The organism is Erwinia sp. JH02 (assembly GCF_013074405.1).
In the GTDB taxonomy this organism is placed as follows: domain Bacteria; phylum Pseudomonadota; class Gammaproteobacteria; order Enterobacterales; family Enterobacteriaceae; genus Erwinia; species Erwinia rhapontici.
Genome location: NZ_JABANZ010000020.1, coordinates 1 through 19734, shown reverse-complemented (window position 1 = coordinate 19734; position 19734 = coordinate 1). Strand labels below are relative to the sequence as shown.

Genomic DNA, 19734 nt, shown 5'->3' with positions numbered 1-19734 from the left:
TTATGGTAACAATTCGTTTGGCACGTCACGGCGCTAAAAAGCGTCCGTTTTATCAGGTAGTCGTAACCGACAGCCGTAATGCTCGCAACGGTCGCTTCATTGAGCGCGTTGGTTTCTTCAACCCGATCGCTTCAGGTCAGGCTGAACCACTGCGTCTGGATCTGGACCGCATTGAGCACTGGGTTGGCCAGGGCGCTACTCTGTCTGATCGCGTTAACGCGCTGATCAAACAAGCTAAGAAAGCAGCTTAATCTGTCACGGTGGTCAACATGAGCAAGCAACTCACCGCCCAGCCTCCCGCTAACCCGTTAATTCTGGGGAAGATGGGCTCGGCCTACGGTATTCGTGGTTGGCTCAAAGTGTTTTCCTCCACCGAAGACGCCGAAAGCATTTTTGACTATCAGCCGTGGTTTATCCAGCGGGCGGGTCAATGGCAGCTTGTCGAGCTGGAAGGCTGGAAGCGCCACAATCAGGACATGATCATCAAAGTCAAAGGCATTGACGATCGTGATGCCGCGGGCCTACTGACCAATTGCGAAATTGTCGTGGACTCAGAGCAACTGCCAGAGCTGGATAACGGCGACTACTACTGGAAAGACCTTATGGGCTGCCAGGTGGTCACGACTGAAGGCTACGAGCTGGGTAAAGTCATCGATATGATGGAAACCGGTTCGAACGACGTTATCGTCGTTAAGGCAAACCTGAAGGATGCATTCGGTGCGCAGGAGCGGTTAATTCCGTTCCTCGATGAACAGGTTATCAAGAATGTCGATCTCACTACTCGTGTTATCACGGTAGATTGGGATCCTGGTTTTTGAGCTCCGAACAAAACGGTAATACTCCGGCGCAAAGTATGTGGATTGGTGTAATCAGCCTGTTTCCTGAAATGTTTCGCGCAATTACCGATTACGGAGTAACTGGCCGGGCAGTAAAAAATGGCCTGCTCAGCATTCAGAGCTGGAGTCCTCGTGACTTCGCTCATGATCGGCATCGCACCGTGGACGAACGTCCATACGGCGGCGGTCCGGGAATGCTAATGATGGTTCAACCTTTACGGGATGCCATCCACGCAGCAAAAGCGGCGGCAGGAGAAGGCGCTAAGGTGATTTATCTGTCACCTCAGGGGCGTAAACTCGATCAAGATGGGGTTTGCGAGCTGGCGACCAACCAGAAATTAATTCTGGTCTGTGGTCGCTACGAAGGGATTGATGAGCGCGTGATTAAAACCGAAATCGATGAAGAATGGTCGATTGGGGATTACGTACTCAGTGGTGGCGAGCTGCCAGCAATGACGCTGATTGACTCGGTTTCCCGGTTTATTCCGGGGGTACTGGGAAAACAGGCGTCAGCCGAGGAAGATTCGTTTTCCGATGGTTTGCTGGATTGCCCACACTATACCCGGCCTGAGGTGTTAGAAGGGATGGAGGTTCCGCCAGTTTTACTGTCGGGCAACCATGCTGATATTCGCCGGTGGCGCCTGAAACAGTCGCTGGGCCGTACCTGGCTTAGAAGACCTGAACTTCTGGAAAACCTGGCTCTGACTGAAGAGCAAGCAAAGTTGCTGGCTGAGTTCCAACGGGAACACACCCAGGCAACAAAACGATGATACGGTTGAACGGGCATAGCGCTTAGTTCGCCTTAACTATCAGTTTACCCAGGATAAGAGATTTAATTATGAGCAACATTATTAAGCAGATCGAACAAGAACAGATGAAACAGGACGTACCTTCATTCCGTCCGGGTGATTCCGTGGAAGTGAAAGTATGGGTCGTTGAAGGTGCTAAAAAGCGTCTGCAGGCATTCGAGGGCGTGGTTATCGCTATTCGTAACCGCGGTCTGCATTCTGCATTCACTGTTCGCAAAATTTCTAACGGCGAAGGCGTTGAGCGTGTATTCCAGACTCACTCCCCAGTAATCGACTCGATTGCTGTGAAACGTCGTGGTGCTGTACGTAAAGCCAAACTGTACTACCTGCGTGAGCGTACTGGTAAGTCTGCACGTATCAAAGAACGTCTGGGCGCTTAAGCGACATCTGATAGTTAATAGCAATAAAGGGGCTGACCGAAAGGTTGGCCCCTTTTTTTTGAGTTTGTCACGATCGCATACATCTTGCGAAATTTCCTGCCTTTTGCCTCCGCGAAAAAAAATAAAAAGTCGTTTCATGCTGATTTTTAAGCTGATATAAAAAAAATTCCGCGTATGTTTGATAGATACCTATCTACTGCCAGGAATTCTGCACGCTATGCGCCCTTCGCCCAGTCCCTCGACCGGTGTGTCGATGAAAATCGCCGGTGCCCTGACCTCTACGTTAATGATGGCCTGCGTGAAAGGTCTGGATGGCACCATTCCGGTCGGGGAAGTGATCTTCTTTCGTTCTTCTGTTGCGCTGATCCCTCTGTTTATCTGGCTGTGGTGCCAGGGCAACATCCTTGATGGCATCCGTACCCGCAATGTGAAAGGGCATTTTCTGCGTGGACTGGCCGGAACGGGGGGCCTGTACTTTAGCTACCTTGCACTGCTCTATATCTCCCTGACCGATGTGACTGCCATCAACTATGCGGCGCCGTTGATTACCGTGATCATGGCGGCAATTTTTCTGCGTGAGAAGGTGAAATATCATCGATGGGTGGCAGTGATTGCCGGATTTATTGGCATCCTGGTGATGATGTCTGGCCAGCTATTTTTTGGCCGGGAAGGGGCATTAAGCTCGGTGAGCTGGCTGTCTACGCTTGGCATGATTCTGGCGCTGATGGCAGCAGTGTGTATTGCAGGTGCATCGATACAGATTCGTTATCTGAATGGTATTGAGAAGCCAGGAGCCATTGCTTTCTGGTTTGCGATAACCACCACGCTGACATCGCTTTTCACACTGTGGTTTGGCTGGACGATACCGAATGGCAGGCAACTGATGTTGCTGCTTGGTTGCGGTCTGCTGGGAGGGATTACGCAAATCCTGCTGACCCTGAGTTTGAAATATGCAGATGCTTCTTTGCTGGCGCCGTTTGATTACAGTACGTTGATCTGGTCGGTATTTATTGGCTACCTGTTCTGGGACACATTGCCAGAGTCAGCGACCATTTTCGGCGCGGGTTTGGTCGTGACCGGTGGGATGATTTCCATGTATTTTGAACGGCGCCATCGCCGGGCGATCACGCCGCTAAATGTGAGCGGTTGAGAGAGCAATAAGTCGGGATGAATAATGGGCTGGCCGTGAGGCTGGCCTTTTTTGTCATTTGCCACATGATGACGAATGTTTCACAGGATGTTAGGATATTTCTGAATAGAGGTGGGGTGATGAAACCCGTGATGACGGGGCCAAATTAATGGCCGGGATGATAGAGGTTTCATGGCGAAAATATGCGTGCTGTTACTGCCACTCTTGCTGAGTAGCGTCACTCTGCCGATCAGGAGTGAAACGTTAACTGATGCACCTTCGGGTGTGTCAGCGGCAGACGTGCGCCAGACCGTCGCGGGTATTATCAGCTATACCCGATGGCCACACCTTACCGGGCTTCCCCGTCTGTGTATCTTTCGTTCTGCGTACTTCGCTCCTGCGCTCACCGCAGCTTCAGTTGAGCACCCTCCTGCTGTCTGGCAGGCAATCCCCGTAGAGGATGCACAACAGGCGCTGGTCTCGCAGTGCGATATTCTCTACTTTGGCCGTGAATCTTCGCAGCAGCAGGTTGAACTGATTAACAGCTATCAGCTGCGCCCGCTGCTCACCATTGCTGAACAAACCCCTGAGTGCGCAACCGGCAGCGCATTTTGCCTTAAATTTATTAATCACCGGGTGAGTTTTTCGGTGAACCTCGACTCGCTGGGTCGAAGCGGCGTTCGGGTGCATCCCGATGTATTAATGCTGGCATCTTCAGGGAGTAAGCGACATGGATAAATCCTCGGCAGATTACAACAGGGCCAGCTTTCGCAATGCGCTGTTACGTATCAGTGTGATCAGCGTAGTGACCACGATGACCGTGGCGTGGCTGTTTATTTCCGCCACCTCAATGCTGTCATTCCGTCAGTATGCAGATAAGAATCTGCAACTGCTGGCTTATACCGTCAGCCACAGCCTGGAAGCTGCAGTAGTGTTTCGTGACGGTAATGCCGCGATGGACACCCTGAATGAGCTGGGAAAACAGGGACAGTTCTCTTCGGCAGTGGTGACCGACATAAAAGGCAATGAACTTGCCCATTGGGGTGAGGGGAATGAACATGAAATGAATACAGACCCACTGGCGCGTGCGGTCTCCGGCTGGTTATTCCCCAAACCGGTACAGCAACCCATCCTGCATAATGGGGTAAAAGTCGGCAATATCACGCTAACAGGCGAAGATGCCACCGTGACGGACTTTGTCTACCGCTCCCTCAGTGTGCTGACGATCTGTTTGCTGCTGGCCTCGCTGGTCGCACTCCTGTTTACTCGTCATTTATTCAGTGGGCTGATCGCTGCGTTAAGGAGCATGACCGGCGTTGTGCATGATATTCGCGCCACGCGTAATTTTTCACGTCGGGTTCCTCCCTCAAAAATTAATGAACTGCACGTGTTCGGTGAGGATTTTAACAGCCTGCTGACCGAAATTGAAAAGTGGCAACTGCGTGAACAACAGGAGCGAGATTCTCTGCTGAAACGCGCGCTGCACGATCCGCTGACCGGGCTGGCCAATCGTGCTGCATTTCGCAGTGCACTGGACAGTGTGCTGAGTGATAGTGCCCGTAAAACCCATACTGCGCTGCTGTTTATGGATGGGGATAACTTTAAGGGTATCAATGATACCAGGGGGCATGCAGCGGGAGATGAAGTCCTGATGGCGATAGCGCAGCGATTATCTGACTGTGCTGCAAACACCCATCTTGTCTGCCGTTTTGGGGGGGATGAATTTGCCATGATCCTTGAAAATGTCAGCCATGATAATGAAGTCCAGGCGGTGATTGACGCGATTAATCTGCGCATGGCTGAGCCGATTGATCTTCAGGGCGGTGAGTCCGTGGTGATGACACTAAGTATTGGCCGCGCGGTAGCCAGCCAGGCTGCGACTGCCGAAGGCGTGATGGAAGCGGCCGATCGCAGTATGTATCTGGAGAAGCAGCAGCATCATCAGCGTGCTGCTTCTTAGTGATAATCATGGGAGATATGATGAAAACAATAAGAATGATGACTGGACTCGTATTGGTGCTGTTACTGGCGGCCTGCCAGAGCGCACCTCAGGGTAAATTCTCGCCTGAACAGATCAGCGCTATGCGATCACAGGGGTTTAGTGAAATCCCGGAAGGATGGATGTTGGGGATCTCTGAGAAGATCCTGTTTGGTAAAAATAAGTCAGAGCTGACGCCGGAGAGTGTTGCAACCGTTCAGCGCATGGCTAAGTTACTCTCCAGCACTGGGCTGCATCACGCGCGCCTTGATGGGCATACCGATAACTATGGTGATGAGAAATATAACGAGGCGTTGTCACTGAAGCGTGCCAACGCGGTAGCCGATGCCTGGGCAAGCGGAGCCGGTGTAGCACGCAGCAATATCACGACCCGGGGGTTGGGTGATAGCGACCCGGTACAGAGCAACAAAACATCACAGGGCCGGGCAGAAAATCGTCGTGTAGCGGTCGTTATCACCGCCCCCTGAAGCAGTCTAAAGAGACTCTGCCTCGTCGGCTATCGCGGGCGAGGCAGCATCATTATCTGGCCGCGCGCAGCAGTTCGACGACCAGTGGTGACAGCTCATCACGCAGTGCAGCGCGTTCGGACTGGAATAATGTAGCGGCATAGAATTTATGTCCCGGAAGTTCCATTGCCCGCACATCCCCCTCACGATCCCAGGCTGTCAGTCGCAGCGGATACGTTTTTAGATCGGCAACAAAATCCGGGTTGACGCCAAAGTTACAGTGATACCCTTCGCTGATTTCTGTCTTACCGTAAGCCTGTGCCAGAAGCGAGCCAGGTTCAATCACAATATCCCCGGTTTTTTCGACCAGCGAACAGCTTAATGGCGCGATCACCAGACGCCCACCGCTGTCGGTTTCGGCATGTCCTGCATCGCTCCAACCCATGACATTACGCGCGTACTCAACAATGGCATACTGAAACCCCCCGCAGGAGCCGAGAAAGGGCACGTTGTTTTCCCGGGCATAACGAAGAGTGAGGAATGCCCCCTCGTCGTTACTATACGGACTACCCGGCGTCAGCCACAGGGCATCATATTCCTGTAAAACACCGCTGTCGGTGATGGATTCAGTGGGAAGCCACTGCGGGCTGACATTGAGCTGAAGGGCGTGTGAGGCAAGTTGAACTGCTTTTGGAATGGCCTGATGCGCAACGGCATCGGGGCGATAGTCACCAACCAGAGCTAAACGGATCATGAGTGTTTCCTGTGCAGGTAAAAAAGGATGCTACTGCACAGTCATGATGCTGGCAAGCCGCTAAAGTTATTTCTAAGCTGAAAATTAACGCAGATTAAGGAGAGAGACATGACGCAGCGTATGAATGAATTTGGTCAACCTGTCGGTCCGGCATTGCCTTATTGGCAATCAGTGTCGGTACCAGAAGCAAACCGAATGGTCGGCATTTACTGCCGGCTGGAACCCCTGAATGTTGAGCTTCATTGCGAGGATCTTTATACGGCCTATGCTTCAGCGCCCGATGGTCGGGACTGGACCTGGCTGACGGAAGAACGTCCTGAATCGGTGGAGGCCTTTCGTATCTGGCTCAGTCAGCGTGCAGCCGAGAACGGCTTTGTGACCTTTACCCTATTTTGTGCAAGGCGTGATAAGCCTGTCGGCCTGGTATCGTATTTACGCATCGATCCGTCTAACGGCGTGCTGGAGATTGGTGGTGTCACCTGGTCACCCCTGATGAAACGCACGGTGATCGGTACGGAAGCGCTTTGGCTGATGATCAACAATGCCTTTACGCTGGGATATCGTCGCTGTGAATGGAAGTGCGACTCTTTGAACGAGCCCTCACGTCAGGCGGCACTGCGTCTGGGTTTTACCTGGGAAGGAACCTTTCGTCAAATGATGGCACGCAAAGGGCGTTCACGGGATTCAGACTGGTTCTCGATTATTGATAGTGAGTGGCCTGCGATCAATCAGGCGCTGGTTCAGTGGCTTTCTGCAGAGAATATTGATGCCAGCGGGCAGCAGCGTCAGTCACTCGGCAACCTGATGCGGGCGGTAAAGCCGATAGATGGCAGTGTTAATTGGCCCACTCTTTAATACGATAAGCCCGAAGCGTATGGCAATCAGCTCTGCGCCTACGCGGGTGGCAACAGCGCGGCTGGCGATATTGCTTTCAGCCGCCAGGATTTCGATGACGTCAATATCCGGTTGCTCAAAAGCCTGCGCTGCAATCTGGCACACAGCCTGACGGGCAATACCTTTACGCTGTTCGCTACGTCGTACCCAGTAACCAAGAGCGGCAGGGATATCGGGTCCGCTGCTGTAACGCAGCCCCACGCCCCCCAGAAGCCGCCCGTCTTCTGTAAACAGCCCGCATTCATTCGCTACGCCCTGACGGCGCTGTAAATGGGTGTAGCTGAACCACTTAAGTGCTTCCTCGGCTGTGTAATCTTCATGGGCCCATGCCATCCACGGTATTAAACTCTTCAGTGACTCCCTGACGGCCTCGACGAAGGCTACAGCATCACTGTTTTCGAATGGGCGTATGACTATTTTCATGATTCACTCTGAATTATTTGTCCTGACGGACAAAAATTATAGCGCCTCTCAGGAGGGCAGGTATTGGAAATGATTGGCTTTTTTGATGTTGAAATACTATCTGTAAATATATAATTACAGTTTGAGTTGTGGTGTATCTTGAGGGTTCTTGTTTAACTCATTGTATTTATTTATTTAAATTGTTTTATTGGTGTGGCTTCCTTCTCTGTGGTAATAAATCTGTACATCACTATATTGTTTTATGTACGCATTCTGGTACAGTTGTCAGCAACCTCACTGAGGATCCCTATTAATCGAATGACCAGGATGACGATCATGCAAAAAGATGCGCTGAATAACGTTCACATCGCTGATGAACAGATTCTGATTACCCCGGAAGAACTGAAAAAACAGTTCCCGCTGAACAGCGTACTGGAAGGGCAGATTGCCGCTTCACGTCAGACTATTTCCGATATCATCAGCGGAAAAGATCATCGCTTGCTGGTGGTCTGTGGCCCTTGTTCTATCCACGATACTGAAGCTGCACTGGCCTATGCCCGCGATTTGAAAGCACTGGCGGACCAGGTGGAAGACCAGCTCTACATTGTGATGCGCGTCTACTTTGAAAAGCCACGTACCACGGTTGGCTGGAAAGGTCTGATCAACGATCCGCATATGGATAACACCTTTGATATGGAAGCTGGCCTCCATATTGCACGTCAGCTACTGTTGAATCTGGTGGAGATGGGCTTGCCACTGGCAACGGAAGCGCTGGATCCAAACAGCCCGCAATACCTTGGCGATCTGTTCAGTTGGTCGGCCATCGGTGCACGTACCACCGAATCGCAGACACACCGCGAAATGGCGTCGGGCCTCTCAATGCCGGTAGGCTTCAAAAATGGTACCGATGGCAGTCTTGGCACCGCGATTAATGCAATGCGTGCAGCCGCGATGCCACACCGTTTCGTGGGTATCAACCAGGCAGGGCAGGTGTGCCTGCTGCAAACCCAGGGTAATCCTGACGGGCATGTGATCCTGCGCGGTGGGAAAAGCCCGAACTACGGTCCGGCCGATGTGGCGCAGTGCGAAAAAGAGATGCAGCAGGCGGGACTCCGTCCTTCCTTGATGATAGATTGCAGTCATGGCAATTCTAATAAAGATTTTCGTCGCCAGTCCGGCGTGGCCGAGTCTGCCGTTGCGCAGATTAAAGATGGCAACCGTTCAATTATGGGTCTGATGCTGGAAAGTAACATTCACGAAGGCAACCAGTCTTCTGAGCAGCCGCGCAGTGATATGCGCTACGGCGTTTCCGTTACCGATGCCTGCATTAACTGGGAAACAACGGAAACCCTGCTGCGTGAAATTCATCAGGATTTGACCGGAGTACTGGCGGCGCGTCTGTCGTAAGAGGGTTAATGAGTTATGGTGGCTGAACTGACCGCGTTACGCGATCAAATTGATGAAGTCGATAAAGCGCTATTGGATCTGCTGGCGAAACGGCTGACGCTGGTCGCCGAAGTCGGCGAGGTAAAAAGCCGCTACGGGTTACCGATTTATGTTCCTGAGCGTGAGGCCACGATGCTGGCCTCACGCCGTCATGAAGCGGAGTTGCTGGGCGTGCCTCCCGATCTGATCGAGGATGTTCTGCGCCGCGTGATGCGTGAATCCTACACCAGCGAAAACGATAAGGGCTTTAAAACCCTCTGTCCCGAACTGCGTCCGGTAGTGATTGTTGGCGGTAAGGGGCAGATGGGGCGTCTGTTTGAGAAGATGCTTACCCTGTCGGGTTATCAGGTACAGATCCTCGATAAAGGTGACTGGGATAACGCAGAAGCGATGCTGGCCAACGCGGGCATGGTGATTATTAGTGTTCCTATCCATCTGACCGAGCAGGTGATTGGTGAGCTGCCTCCGCTGCCGCAGGATTGCATCCTGGTGGATCTGGCCTCGGTGAAAAATAAACCGTTGCAGGCCATGCTGGCCGCGCATGCAGGACCGGTGCTGGGGTTACACCCCATGTTCGGCCCGGATAGCGGCAGCCTGGCGAAGCAGGTGGTGGTGTGGTGTGATGGTCGTCAGCCGGAAGCCTATCAGTGGTTCCTGGAACAGATTCAGGTATGGGGCGCACGCCTGCACCGTATCAGTGCCGTGGAGCATGACCAGAACATGGCGTTTATTCAGGCATTGCGCCACTTCGCTACGTTTGCTTATGGTCTGCACCTGGCAGAAGAAAATGTTCAACTGGACCAACTGCTGGCGCTTTCATCACCGATCTATCGACTGGAGCTGGCGATGGTCGGACGCCTGTTTGCTCAGGATCCACAGCTCTACGCCGACATTATTATGTCTTCAGAAAGCAATCTGGCCCTGATCAAACGGTATTATAAGCGGTTTGGAGAGGCAATAAAGTTGCTGGAGCAGGGCGATAAGCAGGCGTTTATCGACAGCTTCCGCCGGGTAGAGCATTGGTTTGGCGACCACGCGAAACGCTTCCAGGCAGAAAGCCGCACGTTACTGCGTCAGGCAAATGACAGCAGACCCTAGTGTTTAACAGGAGGGGCCGACATATCTGGCCCCTCCGTTTTAATCGTACCAAACCCCGCCTTGACGAAAATCTCCTGTCCCTCACAAGTTAACAACAGCTCAGCGAGCTTGTGGCCTGCGGGCTGACAAACAGCATAGCCATAGTCAGCGCGAGTTTGCCACGCCTCAGGTATCAACAACGTCGTAATACCCTCATTCGCCTCTAGAAGATGCGCATAGCTGCGGTAGCCAATAAAGAGATCGGCCTGCCCTGACTTTATCAACCAGACTGAAGCCTGCATCCCCGGAGGTACGGGTACGGAATCCTTTCCACCGACCAGTGGCATCGCACGCTGCTTTAACCGTTGGCCCAGTTCAGTCTCATGCTGTCCAATACGTTCGAATAGCTGCCAGGCGTAATCGCCACAGGGATCGCAGCCAGGTGTTGAGGTGGCGAGACGCAGAGCAGGATTGCGCAACAGATCGAGCCACTCAGCCGCCGAATCGACGCTATCGCTGCGAACGTTCAGGCACAAAAAGTTATGGCAGAATACGCCTGTCCTTTGTGCCAGCCCTGCCTGTAACAGTGTCTGCGGATGGGCAATACTGGCAGAGACGAACAAATCGCAGGCCTCACCTTGCTCTATACGCTGACGCAGTATTCCGGCTGGACCGAACTGCGTTTCTATCCCCGCCGGATAATAGTGCTGGAATGCACTTACCACGCCTGGCCAGACGTGACGCAGGCTGCCCGCGGCCAATACTTGTAAAGGCTTCATCCGTTGTTGCCGTGGTAGTGAGTACGGTAAAAACGTTGATACCAGCCGTCTGCCTGCTGCTGCATATCAATATCCGTAAATCTGGCCGGGTACAGTTTCTTCGCCATCCACAATTCTCCCAGTGCCATCGCTTCCGGCATCGGGTAGCCCCAGGCCTTGGCATACTCTGGCATCAGATAAACCCGGTGATTTTTGACGGCATCCACGGCCTGCCAGGCGGGCTGCTGGTTAATCTCGTCGAGTACTTTTGGATAACGGTCCTGGACAAAGATGACCTGCGGATTCCATGCCAGAATTTGCTCCATTGAAACCTGCTTGTAGCCCTTAACGGTTGATGCGGCAACGTTCATTGCTCCGGCATGCGCCATCATCAGCCCGGTGTATTTCCCCGAACCATAGGTTGTCAGATCGGGGTTAGCCATGTAGACACGAATACGCTCTTTTTCCGGAATGTCCTTGAGCCGGTCGGCAACCTGCTGACGCTGTTTAAAGGTTTCTGCAACCAGAGCGTCGGCCTGCTTTTGCTGATTGACCACCTCGCCAATCAGACGGATACCCTGTGCAAGGCCATCATTGTAGGCCTGTTCTTCATTTTCTAACGGTGGGTTGAGCTGGGCCTGCTGTGTGCCGCTGTCGGTACGCAGAGAGATGGCAATAACAGCGATGCCGAGATCCTGAATCTGATCAATCATTTCCTGGGGCGCATAGTTCGTGACAAACACCACCTGAGGATGAAGGGCAACCAGCTTCTCCAGATCAACATGGGTCAGATCGCCCAGCATCGGCAACGTATTCAACTGGGGTACCAGACGTGCATAGCCGTCGCCCAGCTGCTGTTTCCAGTTGCTGAGAATGCCGACTATTTTTCCCGTGGCATCGAGCTGTACCAGTAGATTTAAGGTCTGATGCTGAAGGACGACGACCCGATCAACGCGATCGGGCAATGTCACCTGACGACCGAGCTGATCGGTTACCTGGCGTGATGCTTGCGCAGAAAAAACGAATAAAGCAGAAAGAATAAGTACGGAAAAAGAGCGGAAAAGGGAAGTCATCATCGCTGCCTGAGTATCGTTGTATATCTTATGATATAGCGATCGACATCACAGGGTAAATGATTCTCTGTGGCAAAAGGGGAAAATCACCAGCCGCGATTGGGCTGGCGAGGTGTCCGGCGTTATTGGGGATCGATGGCGACGACGTTTTCGCTAGGGTAGCAGCCCAGTACCTTCAGGGAACGTGTGATTGGCGTCAGCTCGCTTAGCGCCTGCTGTACAGCATCGGTATTCAGGTTGCCCTGGAAATCGATGTAAAACATCTCCTGCCATGGATTCCCGTTAATCGGGCGCGACTCCAGTTTACTCATTGTCAGATTATGTTTTCGCAGCACCAGCAGAGCTTCCACCAGGGCGCCTGCCTGCTGGCCAGTGGCCATAATCAGCGTGGTTTTTGCCGGAACCTGGAGTGAAACCTCGACCGGCTTACGGGCCAGTACGATGAAGCGGGTAATGTTCTGGCGCTGGTTAGCCAGATTCCGCTCCAGCACCTGTAAACCATAAAGCTCACCGCCGGCTTCACTGCCCAGCGCGGCAACTTTCGGTGAATTCATGGCAGCGACTCTCTCCATCGCAGCCGCAGTACTTTCGGTGTACTCAATTTTCCAGTGCGGATGACGATTGATGAACTGGCTGCACTGCTGGAATGGCTGAGGGTGACTGTAGACTGTTTCAATCTGCTGCAGGTCAGTATTACCGGAGACGAGGACGCAGTGATCAATAGGGATAGTGATCTCACCGACAATAGACAGGCTGGTTTGCTGCAACAGGTCATAGACATCAGTGATTGACCCTGAAGTCGTATTCTCAACCGGCAGCACGGCGTAGTCAGCCAGCCCGGTTTCAACCTGATTGAAGATATCGTGAAACTTCAGGCAGCCATTCTCAATGAAGTTATCGAAATGACGTGCGGCATAGTGGCGTGATGCCAGATGCGAGTAAGAGCCTTTTGGCCCGAGAAAGGCGATGCGCGCAGAGTGAGCGTTGGTGTTGTTCAGATGTTTTTGCAGCAGCGCCTGCTGAGTCAGCACGGAATCTTCAATGATTTGCTGAAACAGGCGTGTGATGTAATGCGCATCCAGCTTATGGCCTTTGCCCAGAGTGATCAGGTGCTCAAGCAGATCGCGTTCGCGGTCGATATCACGGACGGGACGGTGGGTGGCCATTTTGGCCTCAGCAACTTCTACCGCCAGCGCACGGCGCTGGGCCAGCAGGGCCAGCAGTTGTTCGTCCAGTGCGCTGATCTTACCGCGCAGAGCCAGCAAAGGATTTTCGGGATTCATATTTGCTACCTGTCAGATGTTACTAAAAAAAAAGCCTCCCGTTTGGGAGGCTTTAATGTTCGTCTTCGCATTCACTCTTACACGACGAATTGCCTCCCAAATCAGGGGAAGGTAAAGAAGGTAAAAAAGAATGCGAAGAAAAACGGTGCTGATCTCATTGTGCTATCCATGATGTCTGGAAGGATAAAGTAACCGCTGCAATTTCATTCTGTCAATAAAAAACGCGCCCGCAGGCGCGTTATGACGGTTTAAACCGATTACTCTTCGTCTGTCTCAACCACACTCAGATCTTTAACACTGGCGGTGGCGCGGCGCGCTTCACCTTTATGCTGAACTTTATTCAGCTGACGTTCCAGCTTGTTAATCAGATCGTTGATGGCTGTGTACATATCTTCATGCTTGGCGCTGGCAATCAGCGGGCCGTTTGGCGTATTGATAGTTGCATCGGCAACAAACTCTTTCGGCTCTTTTGACAAAACAATGTGTGGATTTATCAGATGAGTTTGCCACTTTTCAAGTTTGGCGAGACGGTCTTCGACATGTTGGCGGATAGCCGGAGTAATTTCCATTTGCTTGCTGGTAATGTTCAGTACCATAGTGCTTACCTCTCTGTCATTTCCGTCTTGGTGAACCCAGCATACCGCGAAAAGTGTGAAAATGTGTGATCAAAATCACGTTATTTTGTCGCTTTTTGTCAAGAAGAACAAAACTGTGAGATGGGCGGGTAAATAGGGCTCTGGGGGTTGTCGAGGGGCATTTTCAGTGGCATTGTTGATAGGTTAACCTGACTGGAAATTTGGCATTTTGCCGTTTTTTAGTCAAAAAAATGGCAGCCCAGAGGCTGCCATTTTTGTCAGGTCAGACTCAGGCCTGATTGGTCGCAATGATTTTTGCCACACGATCGGCTTCTGCATTCAGCTGCAGATGACGGTAAGCATTTTCCATCAGCGGCAGTGCAGTGCGCGTAGCCTTTGTATCCGGGTAATCTTTCAGCATTTGCTCTACACGGTTAACCACAGCGACATACGCCTCGCGTTTAGTGTAGAATTCCGCCACGGATAACTCATATTTCGCCAGACGATCTTTCAGGAACACCAGGCGCTTGCGTGCATCGGTTGCATACTGGCTGTTTGGATAGCCACGCAGCAGCTGCGAGAAGTCTTTGAAAGCATCACGCGCATGGGTTGGATCGCGGTCTGAGCGGTCGATACCAAAAAAGCCTTGCAATGCACTGTCATCCAGCGCCATGTCCGTCAGACCACGCATATAAATAACGTAATCAATGTTCGGATGCGTTGGATTCAGGCGCATAAAGCGGTCAATGGCGGCTTGCGCCAGCGGCAAATCGGCATTTTTGTAGTATGCGTAGATCAGGTCTAGCTGAACTTGCTGGGAGTAAGGGCCGAATGGATAGCGGTTATCAAGTGCTTCCAGTTGCGTTATTGCTCCTTTAAAGTTACCGTCCTGCAGTTTTTGCTGGGCAGTGGCATAAATCTCGGAAGGCGGGCTGTCAGGCACCACATCCTTGGAGCCGGAACATCCAGCTAATGCCAGGCTCAACGTGGCTGCAGCCACCAGATATTTCATACGCGTCATGACGATTTGCTTATCCTCAGAGTGTTATTCAGGAAGCTGTCCGTTAAGCTTCCGATAGTGACCAGGTACGATAGCACATTATATTAAACGGCATCGCCGTGAAAACCCAACGTTAACGAAGAAGCTGTTTATTTATGGCACAACAAGTAAAACTCAACGCAACGGTATCCGAATCGCAACTCGGACAACGCTTAGATCAGGCTTTGGCCGAATTGTTCCCTGATTATTCACGTTCTCGCATAAAAGAATGGATTCTCGACCGTCGCATCACCGTCAACGGTGCAATTATCGACAAACCGAAAGAAAAAGTGCTCGGCGGTGAGCAAATTATCATCGATGCGGAAATTGACGAAGAAGCTCGCTGGGAAGCGCAGGATATCCCACTGAACATCGTCTATGAAGATGACGACATTCTGGTGATTAACAAACCGCGCGATCTGGTGGTTCATCCGGGAGCCGGTAATCCTGATGGCACGGTGCTGAATGCACTGTTGCATCATTTCCCGGCGATTGCTGATGTGCCTCGTGCTGGCATTGTGCACCGTCTGGATAAAGATACGACAGGTCTGATGGTGGTGGCGAAAACGGTCCCTGCACAGACGCACCTGGTGGAGTCACTGCAACTGCGCGAGTTCACTCGCGAGTATGAAGCCGTGGCTATTGGTCGTATGACAGCAGGCGGTACGGTTGATCAACCGATCAGTCGTCACTCGACTAAACGTACCCACATGGCAGTGCATCCGATGGGTAAACCAGCAACGACGCATTACCGCATTATGGAGCATTTCCGTGCCCATACGCGTTTGCGCCTGCGTCTGGAAACTGGCCGTACTCACCAGATCCGTGTGCATATGTCGCACATTAACCATCCGCTGGTGGGTGATCCGCTGTACGGTGGTCGTCCGCGTCCACCGAAAGGGGCATCAGATGCCTTTATCAGTACGCTGCGTGGTTTCGATCGTCAGGCCCTGCACGCCACCATGCTCCGTCTCTATCACCCGATTACCGGGATTGAAATGGAATGGCATGCACCGCTGCCACAGGACATGGTCGATTTGATCAATGCACTGAAAGCGGATACCGAAGAATTTAAAGAGCAACTGGACTGGTAATGAGCCTGATTGTACCAAAGTGGTCGGCCCCCGCTAACGTTCGCGCGTGCAGTAGTACGCGCCAGGGGGGCGTCAGCCAGGCTCCGTGGGACAGTCTTAACCTCGGTGCTCATGTGGGCGATGAGTTGCAGCATGTGCAGACTAACCGTCAGCGCCTGCTGGAACTGGCCGATTTACCGTCCATGCCACAATGGCTTGAGCAGGTTCATGGTACAGAGGTTCTGACGCTGGACTGGAAGGTGCCGGCTTCACTGCGTGCGGATGCGGCTTATACCCGAACCCCTGGCGTTGTCTGTGCTGTGATGACGGCTGACTGTCTGCCGGTGCTTTTTTGTTCGCAGGATGGCCAGGAAGTGGCTGCCGCGCATGCTGGATGGCGTGGATTATGTGATGGCGTGCTGGAGGCAACAATTAATGCCTTTTCTGCCCCTCCGTCGCAGATTTTCGCCTGGCTTGGCCCGGCGATTGGTCCGGATGCTTTTGAGGTCGGGCCGGAAGTGCGTGAGGCTTTTATTGCGCAAAATCCAGCCGCCGCAGCCGCTTTTTTCCCTAAGGGGGAAAAGTTTTATGCCGATCTCGGACATTTAGCAAAACAGCGTTTAGATGCCATCGGCGTGCGCCACGTCTGGGATGACGGCCAATGTACCCTCAATCAAAGTGAGCAATTTTTCTCCTTCCGACGCGATGGCGTCACTGGCCGTATGGCAAGTTTGATCTGGCTGATATAACCTAGCGCCATAAGACGGTCCGGATTGATGTTTTTTTCTCCAAAATGTCAGGTCATTACCTTGAAAAATTTGAGGGATGACCTCATTTAATCTCCAGTAGCAATTTGACCTGATAGGGGGAAATTATGCGTCTGGATCGTCTTACTAACAAATTTCAGCTGGCTCTGGCTGATGCTCAATCTCTGGCCCTCGGCCGTGACAATCAATTCATCGAACCTTTGCATCTGATGAGCGCATTGCTCAATCAGGATGGCGGATCCGTTCGTCCTTTACTGACCGCTGCCGGTGTTGATGTCGCTTCACTGCGTACCAACATTGAACAGGCACTCACCCGTTTACCGCAGGTCGAAGGCACCGAGGGTGATGTTCAACCTTCTGCGGACCTGGTACGGGTGCTTAACCTGTGTGACAAACTGGCGCAAAAACGTGCCGACAACTTTATTTCATCCGAATTATTCGTTCTGGCGGCGCTCGACTCGCGTGGTTCTCTGGCAGATTTACTCAAATCTGCGGGGGTCACCAGCGATAAGCTGACGAAAGCGATCGACCAGATGCGTGGAGGCGATAGCGTGAACGACCAGGGAGCTGAAGATCAGCGCCAGGCATTAAAAAAATACACCATCGATCTGACCGAGCGCGCGGAGCTGGGTAAACTTGACCCGGTTATTGGCCGTGACGAAGAAATTCGCCGTACGATTCAGGTCTTGCAGCGCCGTACTAAAAATAACCCGGTACTGATCGGTGAACCTGGTGTTGGTAAAACCGCCATCGTTGAAGGCCTCGCGCAGCGCATCATTAATGGTGAAGTGCCCGAAGGTCTGAAAGGCCGCCGGGTACTGGCACTTGATATGGGGGCGCTGGTGGCGGGTGCCAAATATCGTGGTGAATTTGAAGAGCGCCTGAAAGCGGTTCTCAGCGATCTGTCGAAACAGGAAGGCAATGTCATTCTGTTTATTGACGAGTTGCACACCATGGTCGGTGCCGGTAAGGCTGATGGCGCGATGGATGCGGGCAACATGCTGAAACCTGCACTGGCGCGAGGTGAACTGCACTGCGTGGGTGCCACCACCCTGGACGAATATCGCCAGTATATAGAAAAAGATGCTGCGCTGGAGAGACGCTTCCAGAAGGTCTTTGTGGCTGAACCGAGTGTGGAAGATACCATCGCGATCCTGCGTGGGCTGAAAGAGCGTTATGAGCTGCATCACCATGTGCAGATTACTGACCCTGCTATCGTGGCAGCGGCGACTTTATCGCATCGCTACATTTCCGACCGTAAGTTGCCGGATAAGGCGATTGACCTTATTGATGAAGCCGCGTCGAGTATTCGTATGCAGATCGACTCGAAGCCAGAGTCTCTTGACCGCCTTGAGCGACGTATCATTCAGCTGAAACTGGAACAGCAGGCGCTGAAGAAAGAGTCTGACGACGCCAGTATCAAACGGCTGGAGATGTTGGAAACTGAGCTGAACCAGAAAGAGCGTGAATACTCAGAACTGGAAGAAGAGTGGAAAGCTGAAAAAGCGGAGCTCTCTGGAACTCAGCATATTAAAGCCGAGTTAGAACAGGCGAAGCTGGCTATGGAGCAGGCGCGACGTCAGGGAGACCTCGGGCAGATGTCCGAGCTGCAATACGGGAAAATTCCAGAGCTGGAAAAACAGCTTGCTGCCGCAACGCAGACCGAAGGTAAAACCATGCGGCTGCTGCGTAACCGTGTTACCGATGTTGAAATTGCTGATGTGTTAGCGCGTTGGACTGGTATTCCTGTTGACCGCATGATGGAAGGTGAGCGTGACAAGTTACTGCGTATGGAGCAGGAGTTGCATACACGGGTGATTGGTCAGAATGAGGCAGTGGAAGCGGTATCGAATGCGATTCGTCGCAGCCGTGCTGGCCTGGCCGATCCGAATCGCCCGATTGGTTCGTTCCTGTTCCTTGGGCCAACTGGGGTAGGGAAAACCGAGTTGTGTAAGGCACTGGCTAACTTTATGTTCGACAGCGATGACGCGATGGTGCGTATCGATATGTCCGAGTTTATGGAAAAACACTCAGTGTCTCGTCTCGTCGGGGCACCTCCGGGCTATGTCGGTTATGAAGAAGGGGGCTATCTGACCGAGGCGGTTCGCCGCAGACCTTACTCTGTCATCCTTCTGGATGAAGTAGAAAAGGCGCATCCGGATGTGTTTAACATTCTGTTGCAGGTGCTGGATGATGGCCGTCTTACTGACGGGCAGGGCAGGACGGTCGACTTCCGTAATACGGTGGTCATCATGACATCGAACCTGGGGTCTGATTTGATCCAGGAACGTTTCGGTGCATTGAGCTACGGTGAGATGAAAGAACTGGTGTTGTCGGTTGTCAGCCAGAACTTCCGTCCGGAGTTCATCAACCGTATCGATGAACTGGTCGTCTTCCATCCGCTGGGTGAGCAACATATTGCTTCTATTGCACGCATCCAGCTTGCACGCCTGTATCAGCGTCTGGACGATCGTGGGTATGCTCTGCATATCTCTGAAGCGGCGCTGCAGAAGCTGGGTGAAAATGGTTATGACCCGGTCTATGGGGCAAGGCCGCTGAAACGTGCAATTCAGCAGCAAATTGAGAACCCGCTGGCACAGCAGATACTTTCTGGTGCGCTGATTCCGGGGAAAACCATAGAAATGGATGTACAGGATGGCGTAATCGTCGCACATCAGTAATCTCGGTAAGTAATAGAAATGGGCCTTTGGCCCATTTCTGTTTATTAAAGCAGCATAAATCGAGGCCAAAAGCGGCTTTTGCATGAAAAATAAGCATGTGAAAAGTTTTTTGCAATTAGCCCTTGTCAGTCGCCAGAAAATCCCTATACTGCGCCTCCACTGACACGGAACAACGGCTTACAAGTCAACGTGTCAGGAGGTTCAGGAAGCATCTGAGCCGCCGGAAAAACTTCTCAAAAAGAAGTTGACTCCGAAGGAGGAAAGCGTAATATACGCCACCTCGCAACAGGAAGCTTCGGCACTGATTGCACCG

21 protein-coding genes and 1 other annotated feature are annotated in these 19734 nt (G+C 52.3%); of the genes, 14 read left to right on the top strand and 7 right to left on the bottom strand.

Annotated elements, in window-relative coordinates; genetic code table 11:
• Positions 1-2: 2 nt before the first annotated feature.
• From rpsP to HHI26_RS24515, 8 genes are all read left to right on the top strand, one after another.
• Positions 3-251, top strand: coding sequence for a 30S ribosomal protein S16 (gene rpsP, locus HHI26_RS24550; protein WP_004155935.1), 249 nt, complete (start codon positions 3-5; stop codon positions 249-251).
• An 18-nt stretch (positions 252-269) separates the two neighbouring features.
• Positions 270-818: a ribosome maturation factor RimM gene (rimM, locus tag HHI26_RS24545; protein ID WP_133845987.1), complete on the top strand. Its 549-nt coding sequence runs from the start codon at positions 270-272 to the stop codon at positions 816-818.
• 35 nt (positions 819-853) lie between these two features.
• The gene (trmD, locus tag HHI26_RS24540) at positions 854-1606 is read left to right on the top strand and encodes a tRNA (guanosine(37)-N1)-methyltransferase TrmD (protein ID WP_133845986.1); all 753 of its coding nucleotides are present in this window, start codon (positions 854-856) and stop codon (positions 1604-1606) included.
• 68 nt (positions 1607-1674) lie between these two features.
• Complete coding sequence (gene rplS, locus HHI26_RS24535; protein WP_133845985.1) at positions 1675-2025, top strand: 50S ribosomal protein L19; 351 nt, start codon at positions 1675-1677, stop codon at positions 2023-2025.
• Between the two features lie 217 nt (positions 2026-2242).
• A complete protein-coding gene (locus tag HHI26_RS24530) occupies positions 2243-3175 on the top strand; it encodes a DMT family transporter (protein ID WP_133845984.1) in 933 nt (310 codons plus the stop codon).
• 171 nt (positions 3176-3346) lie between these two features.
• Positions 3347-3892 carry a YfiR family protein gene (locus tag HHI26_RS24525; RefSeq protein ID WP_133845983.1) on the top strand — a complete coding sequence of 182 codons (546 nt, stop codon included), beginning with the start codon at positions 3347-3349 and terminating at the stop codon, positions 3890-3892.
• A complete protein-coding gene (gene dgcN, locus HHI26_RS24520) occupies positions 3885-5114 on the top strand; it encodes a diguanylate cyclase DgcN (protein WP_171149913.1) in 1230 nt (409 codons plus the stop codon). Before HHI26_RS24525 ends, dgcN begins: the two co-directional genes overlap by 8 nt.
• A gap of 17 nt (positions 5115-5131) precedes the next feature.
• Positions 5132-5620 carry an OmpA family protein gene (locus tag HHI26_RS24515; protein WP_133845981.1) on the top strand — a complete coding sequence of 163 codons (489 nt, stop codon included), beginning with the start codon at positions 5132-5134 and terminating at the stop codon, positions 5618-5620.
• A gap of 52 nt (positions 5621-5672) precedes the next feature.
• Here the strand turns inward: HHI26_RS24515 and HHI26_RS24510 are convergent, their stop codons facing one another.
• Positions 5673-6353, bottom strand: a complete 681-nt coding sequence (locus HHI26_RS24510) for a CTP synthase (RefSeq protein WP_167863249.1) — start codon at positions 6351-6353, stop codon at positions 5673-5675.
• Positions 6354-6461: 108 nt separating this feature from the next.
• Here HHI26_RS24510 and HHI26_RS24505 point away from each other — a divergent pair, with 108 nt between their 5' ends.
• Positions 6462-7208 (top strand): GNAT family protein, encoded by a 747-nt coding sequence (locus tag HHI26_RS24505; RefSeq protein ID WP_133845979.1) that lies wholly within the window; start codon positions 6462-6464, stop codon positions 7206-7208.
• Here HHI26_RS24505 and HHI26_RS24500 read toward each other — a convergent pair.
• A complete protein-coding gene (locus tag HHI26_RS24500) occupies positions 7143-7670 on the bottom strand; it encodes a GNAT family N-acetyltransferase (RefSeq protein WP_133845978.1) in 528 nt (175 codons plus the stop codon). The two genes, HHI26_RS24505 and HHI26_RS24500, sit on opposite strands and share 66 nt — an antisense overlap.
• 315 nt (positions 7671-7985) lie before the next feature.
• On the opposite strand from HHI26_RS24500, the gene HHI26_RS24495 reads away from it, so the two are divergent.
• Together HHI26_RS24495 and tyrA are read left to right on the top strand one after the other, a co-directional pair.
• Entirely contained in the window at positions 7986-9056 is a 1071-nt protein-coding gene (locus HHI26_RS24495) for a 3-deoxy-7-phosphoheptulonate synthase (RefSeq protein ID WP_133845977.1), read from the top strand.
• A 15-nt stretch (positions 9057-9071) separates the two neighbouring features.
• Complete coding sequence (gene tyrA, locus HHI26_RS24490) at positions 9072-10193, top strand: bifunctional chorismate mutase/prephenate dehydrogenase (RefSeq protein ID WP_133845976.1); 1122 nt, start codon at positions 9072-9074, stop codon at positions 10191-10193.
• On the opposite strand, the gene HHI26_RS24485 is transcribed toward tyrA, so the two are convergent.
• From HHI26_RS24485 to bamD, 5 genes are all read right to left on the bottom strand, one after another.
• Positions 10190-10951 carry a substrate-binding domain-containing protein gene (locus HHI26_RS24485; protein WP_171149912.1) on the bottom strand — a complete coding sequence of 254 codons (762 nt, stop codon included), beginning with the start codon at positions 10949-10951 and terminating at the stop codon, positions 10190-10192. The two genes, tyrA and HHI26_RS24485, sit on opposite strands and share 4 nt — an antisense overlap.
• The gene (locus HHI26_RS24480) at positions 10948-12003 is read right to left on the bottom strand and encodes an ABC transporter substrate-binding protein (protein WP_171149915.1); all 1056 of its coding nucleotides are present in this window, start codon (positions 12001-12003) and stop codon (positions 10948-10950) included. The genes HHI26_RS24485 and HHI26_RS24480 overlap by 4 nt, the downstream gene beginning before the upstream one ends.
• A gap of 122 nt (positions 12004-12125) precedes the next feature.
• Positions 12126-13286, bottom strand: a complete 1161-nt coding sequence (gene pheA, locus HHI26_RS24475) for a bifunctional chorismate mutase/prephenate dehydratase (protein WP_133845974.1) — start codon at positions 13284-13286, stop codon at positions 12126-12128.
• Between the two features lie 24 nt (positions 13287-13310).
• Positions 13311-13445, bottom strand: a sequence feature (Phe leader region).
• 98 nt (positions 13446-13543) lie between these two features.
• Positions 13544-13882, bottom strand: a complete 339-nt coding sequence (gene raiA / locus HHI26_RS24470) for a ribosome-associated translation inhibitor RaiA (protein WP_133845973.1) — start codon at positions 13880-13882, stop codon at positions 13544-13546.
• Positions 13883-14150: 268 nt separating this feature from the next.
• Entirely contained in the window at positions 14151-14882 is a 732-nt protein-coding gene (bamD, locus tag HHI26_RS24465) for an outer membrane protein assembly factor BamD (RefSeq protein WP_133845972.1), read from the bottom strand.
• A gap of 134 nt (positions 14883-15016) precedes the next feature.
• Here bamD and rluD point away from each other — a divergent pair, with 134 nt between their 5' ends.
• From rluD to clpB, 3 genes are all read left to right on the top strand, one after another.
• Positions 15017-15994, top strand: a complete 978-nt coding sequence (gene rluD, locus HHI26_RS24460; RefSeq protein WP_133845971.1) for a 23S rRNA pseudouridine(1911/1915/1917) synthase RluD — start codon at positions 15017-15019, stop codon at positions 15992-15994.
• Positions 15994-16722 carry a purine nucleoside phosphorylase YfiH gene (gene yfiH / locus HHI26_RS24455; RefSeq protein ID WP_159337969.1) on the top strand — a complete coding sequence of 243 codons (729 nt, stop codon included), beginning with the start codon at positions 15994-15996 and terminating at the stop codon, positions 16720-16722. Before rluD ends, yfiH begins: the two co-directional genes overlap by 1 nt.
• A gap of 125 nt (positions 16723-16847) precedes the next feature.
• Complete coding sequence (gene clpB, locus HHI26_RS24450) at positions 16848-19421, top strand: ATP-dependent chaperone ClpB (RefSeq protein WP_171149911.1); 2574 nt, start codon at positions 16848-16850, stop codon at positions 19419-19421.
• Positions 19422-19734: the final 313 nt, after the last annotated feature.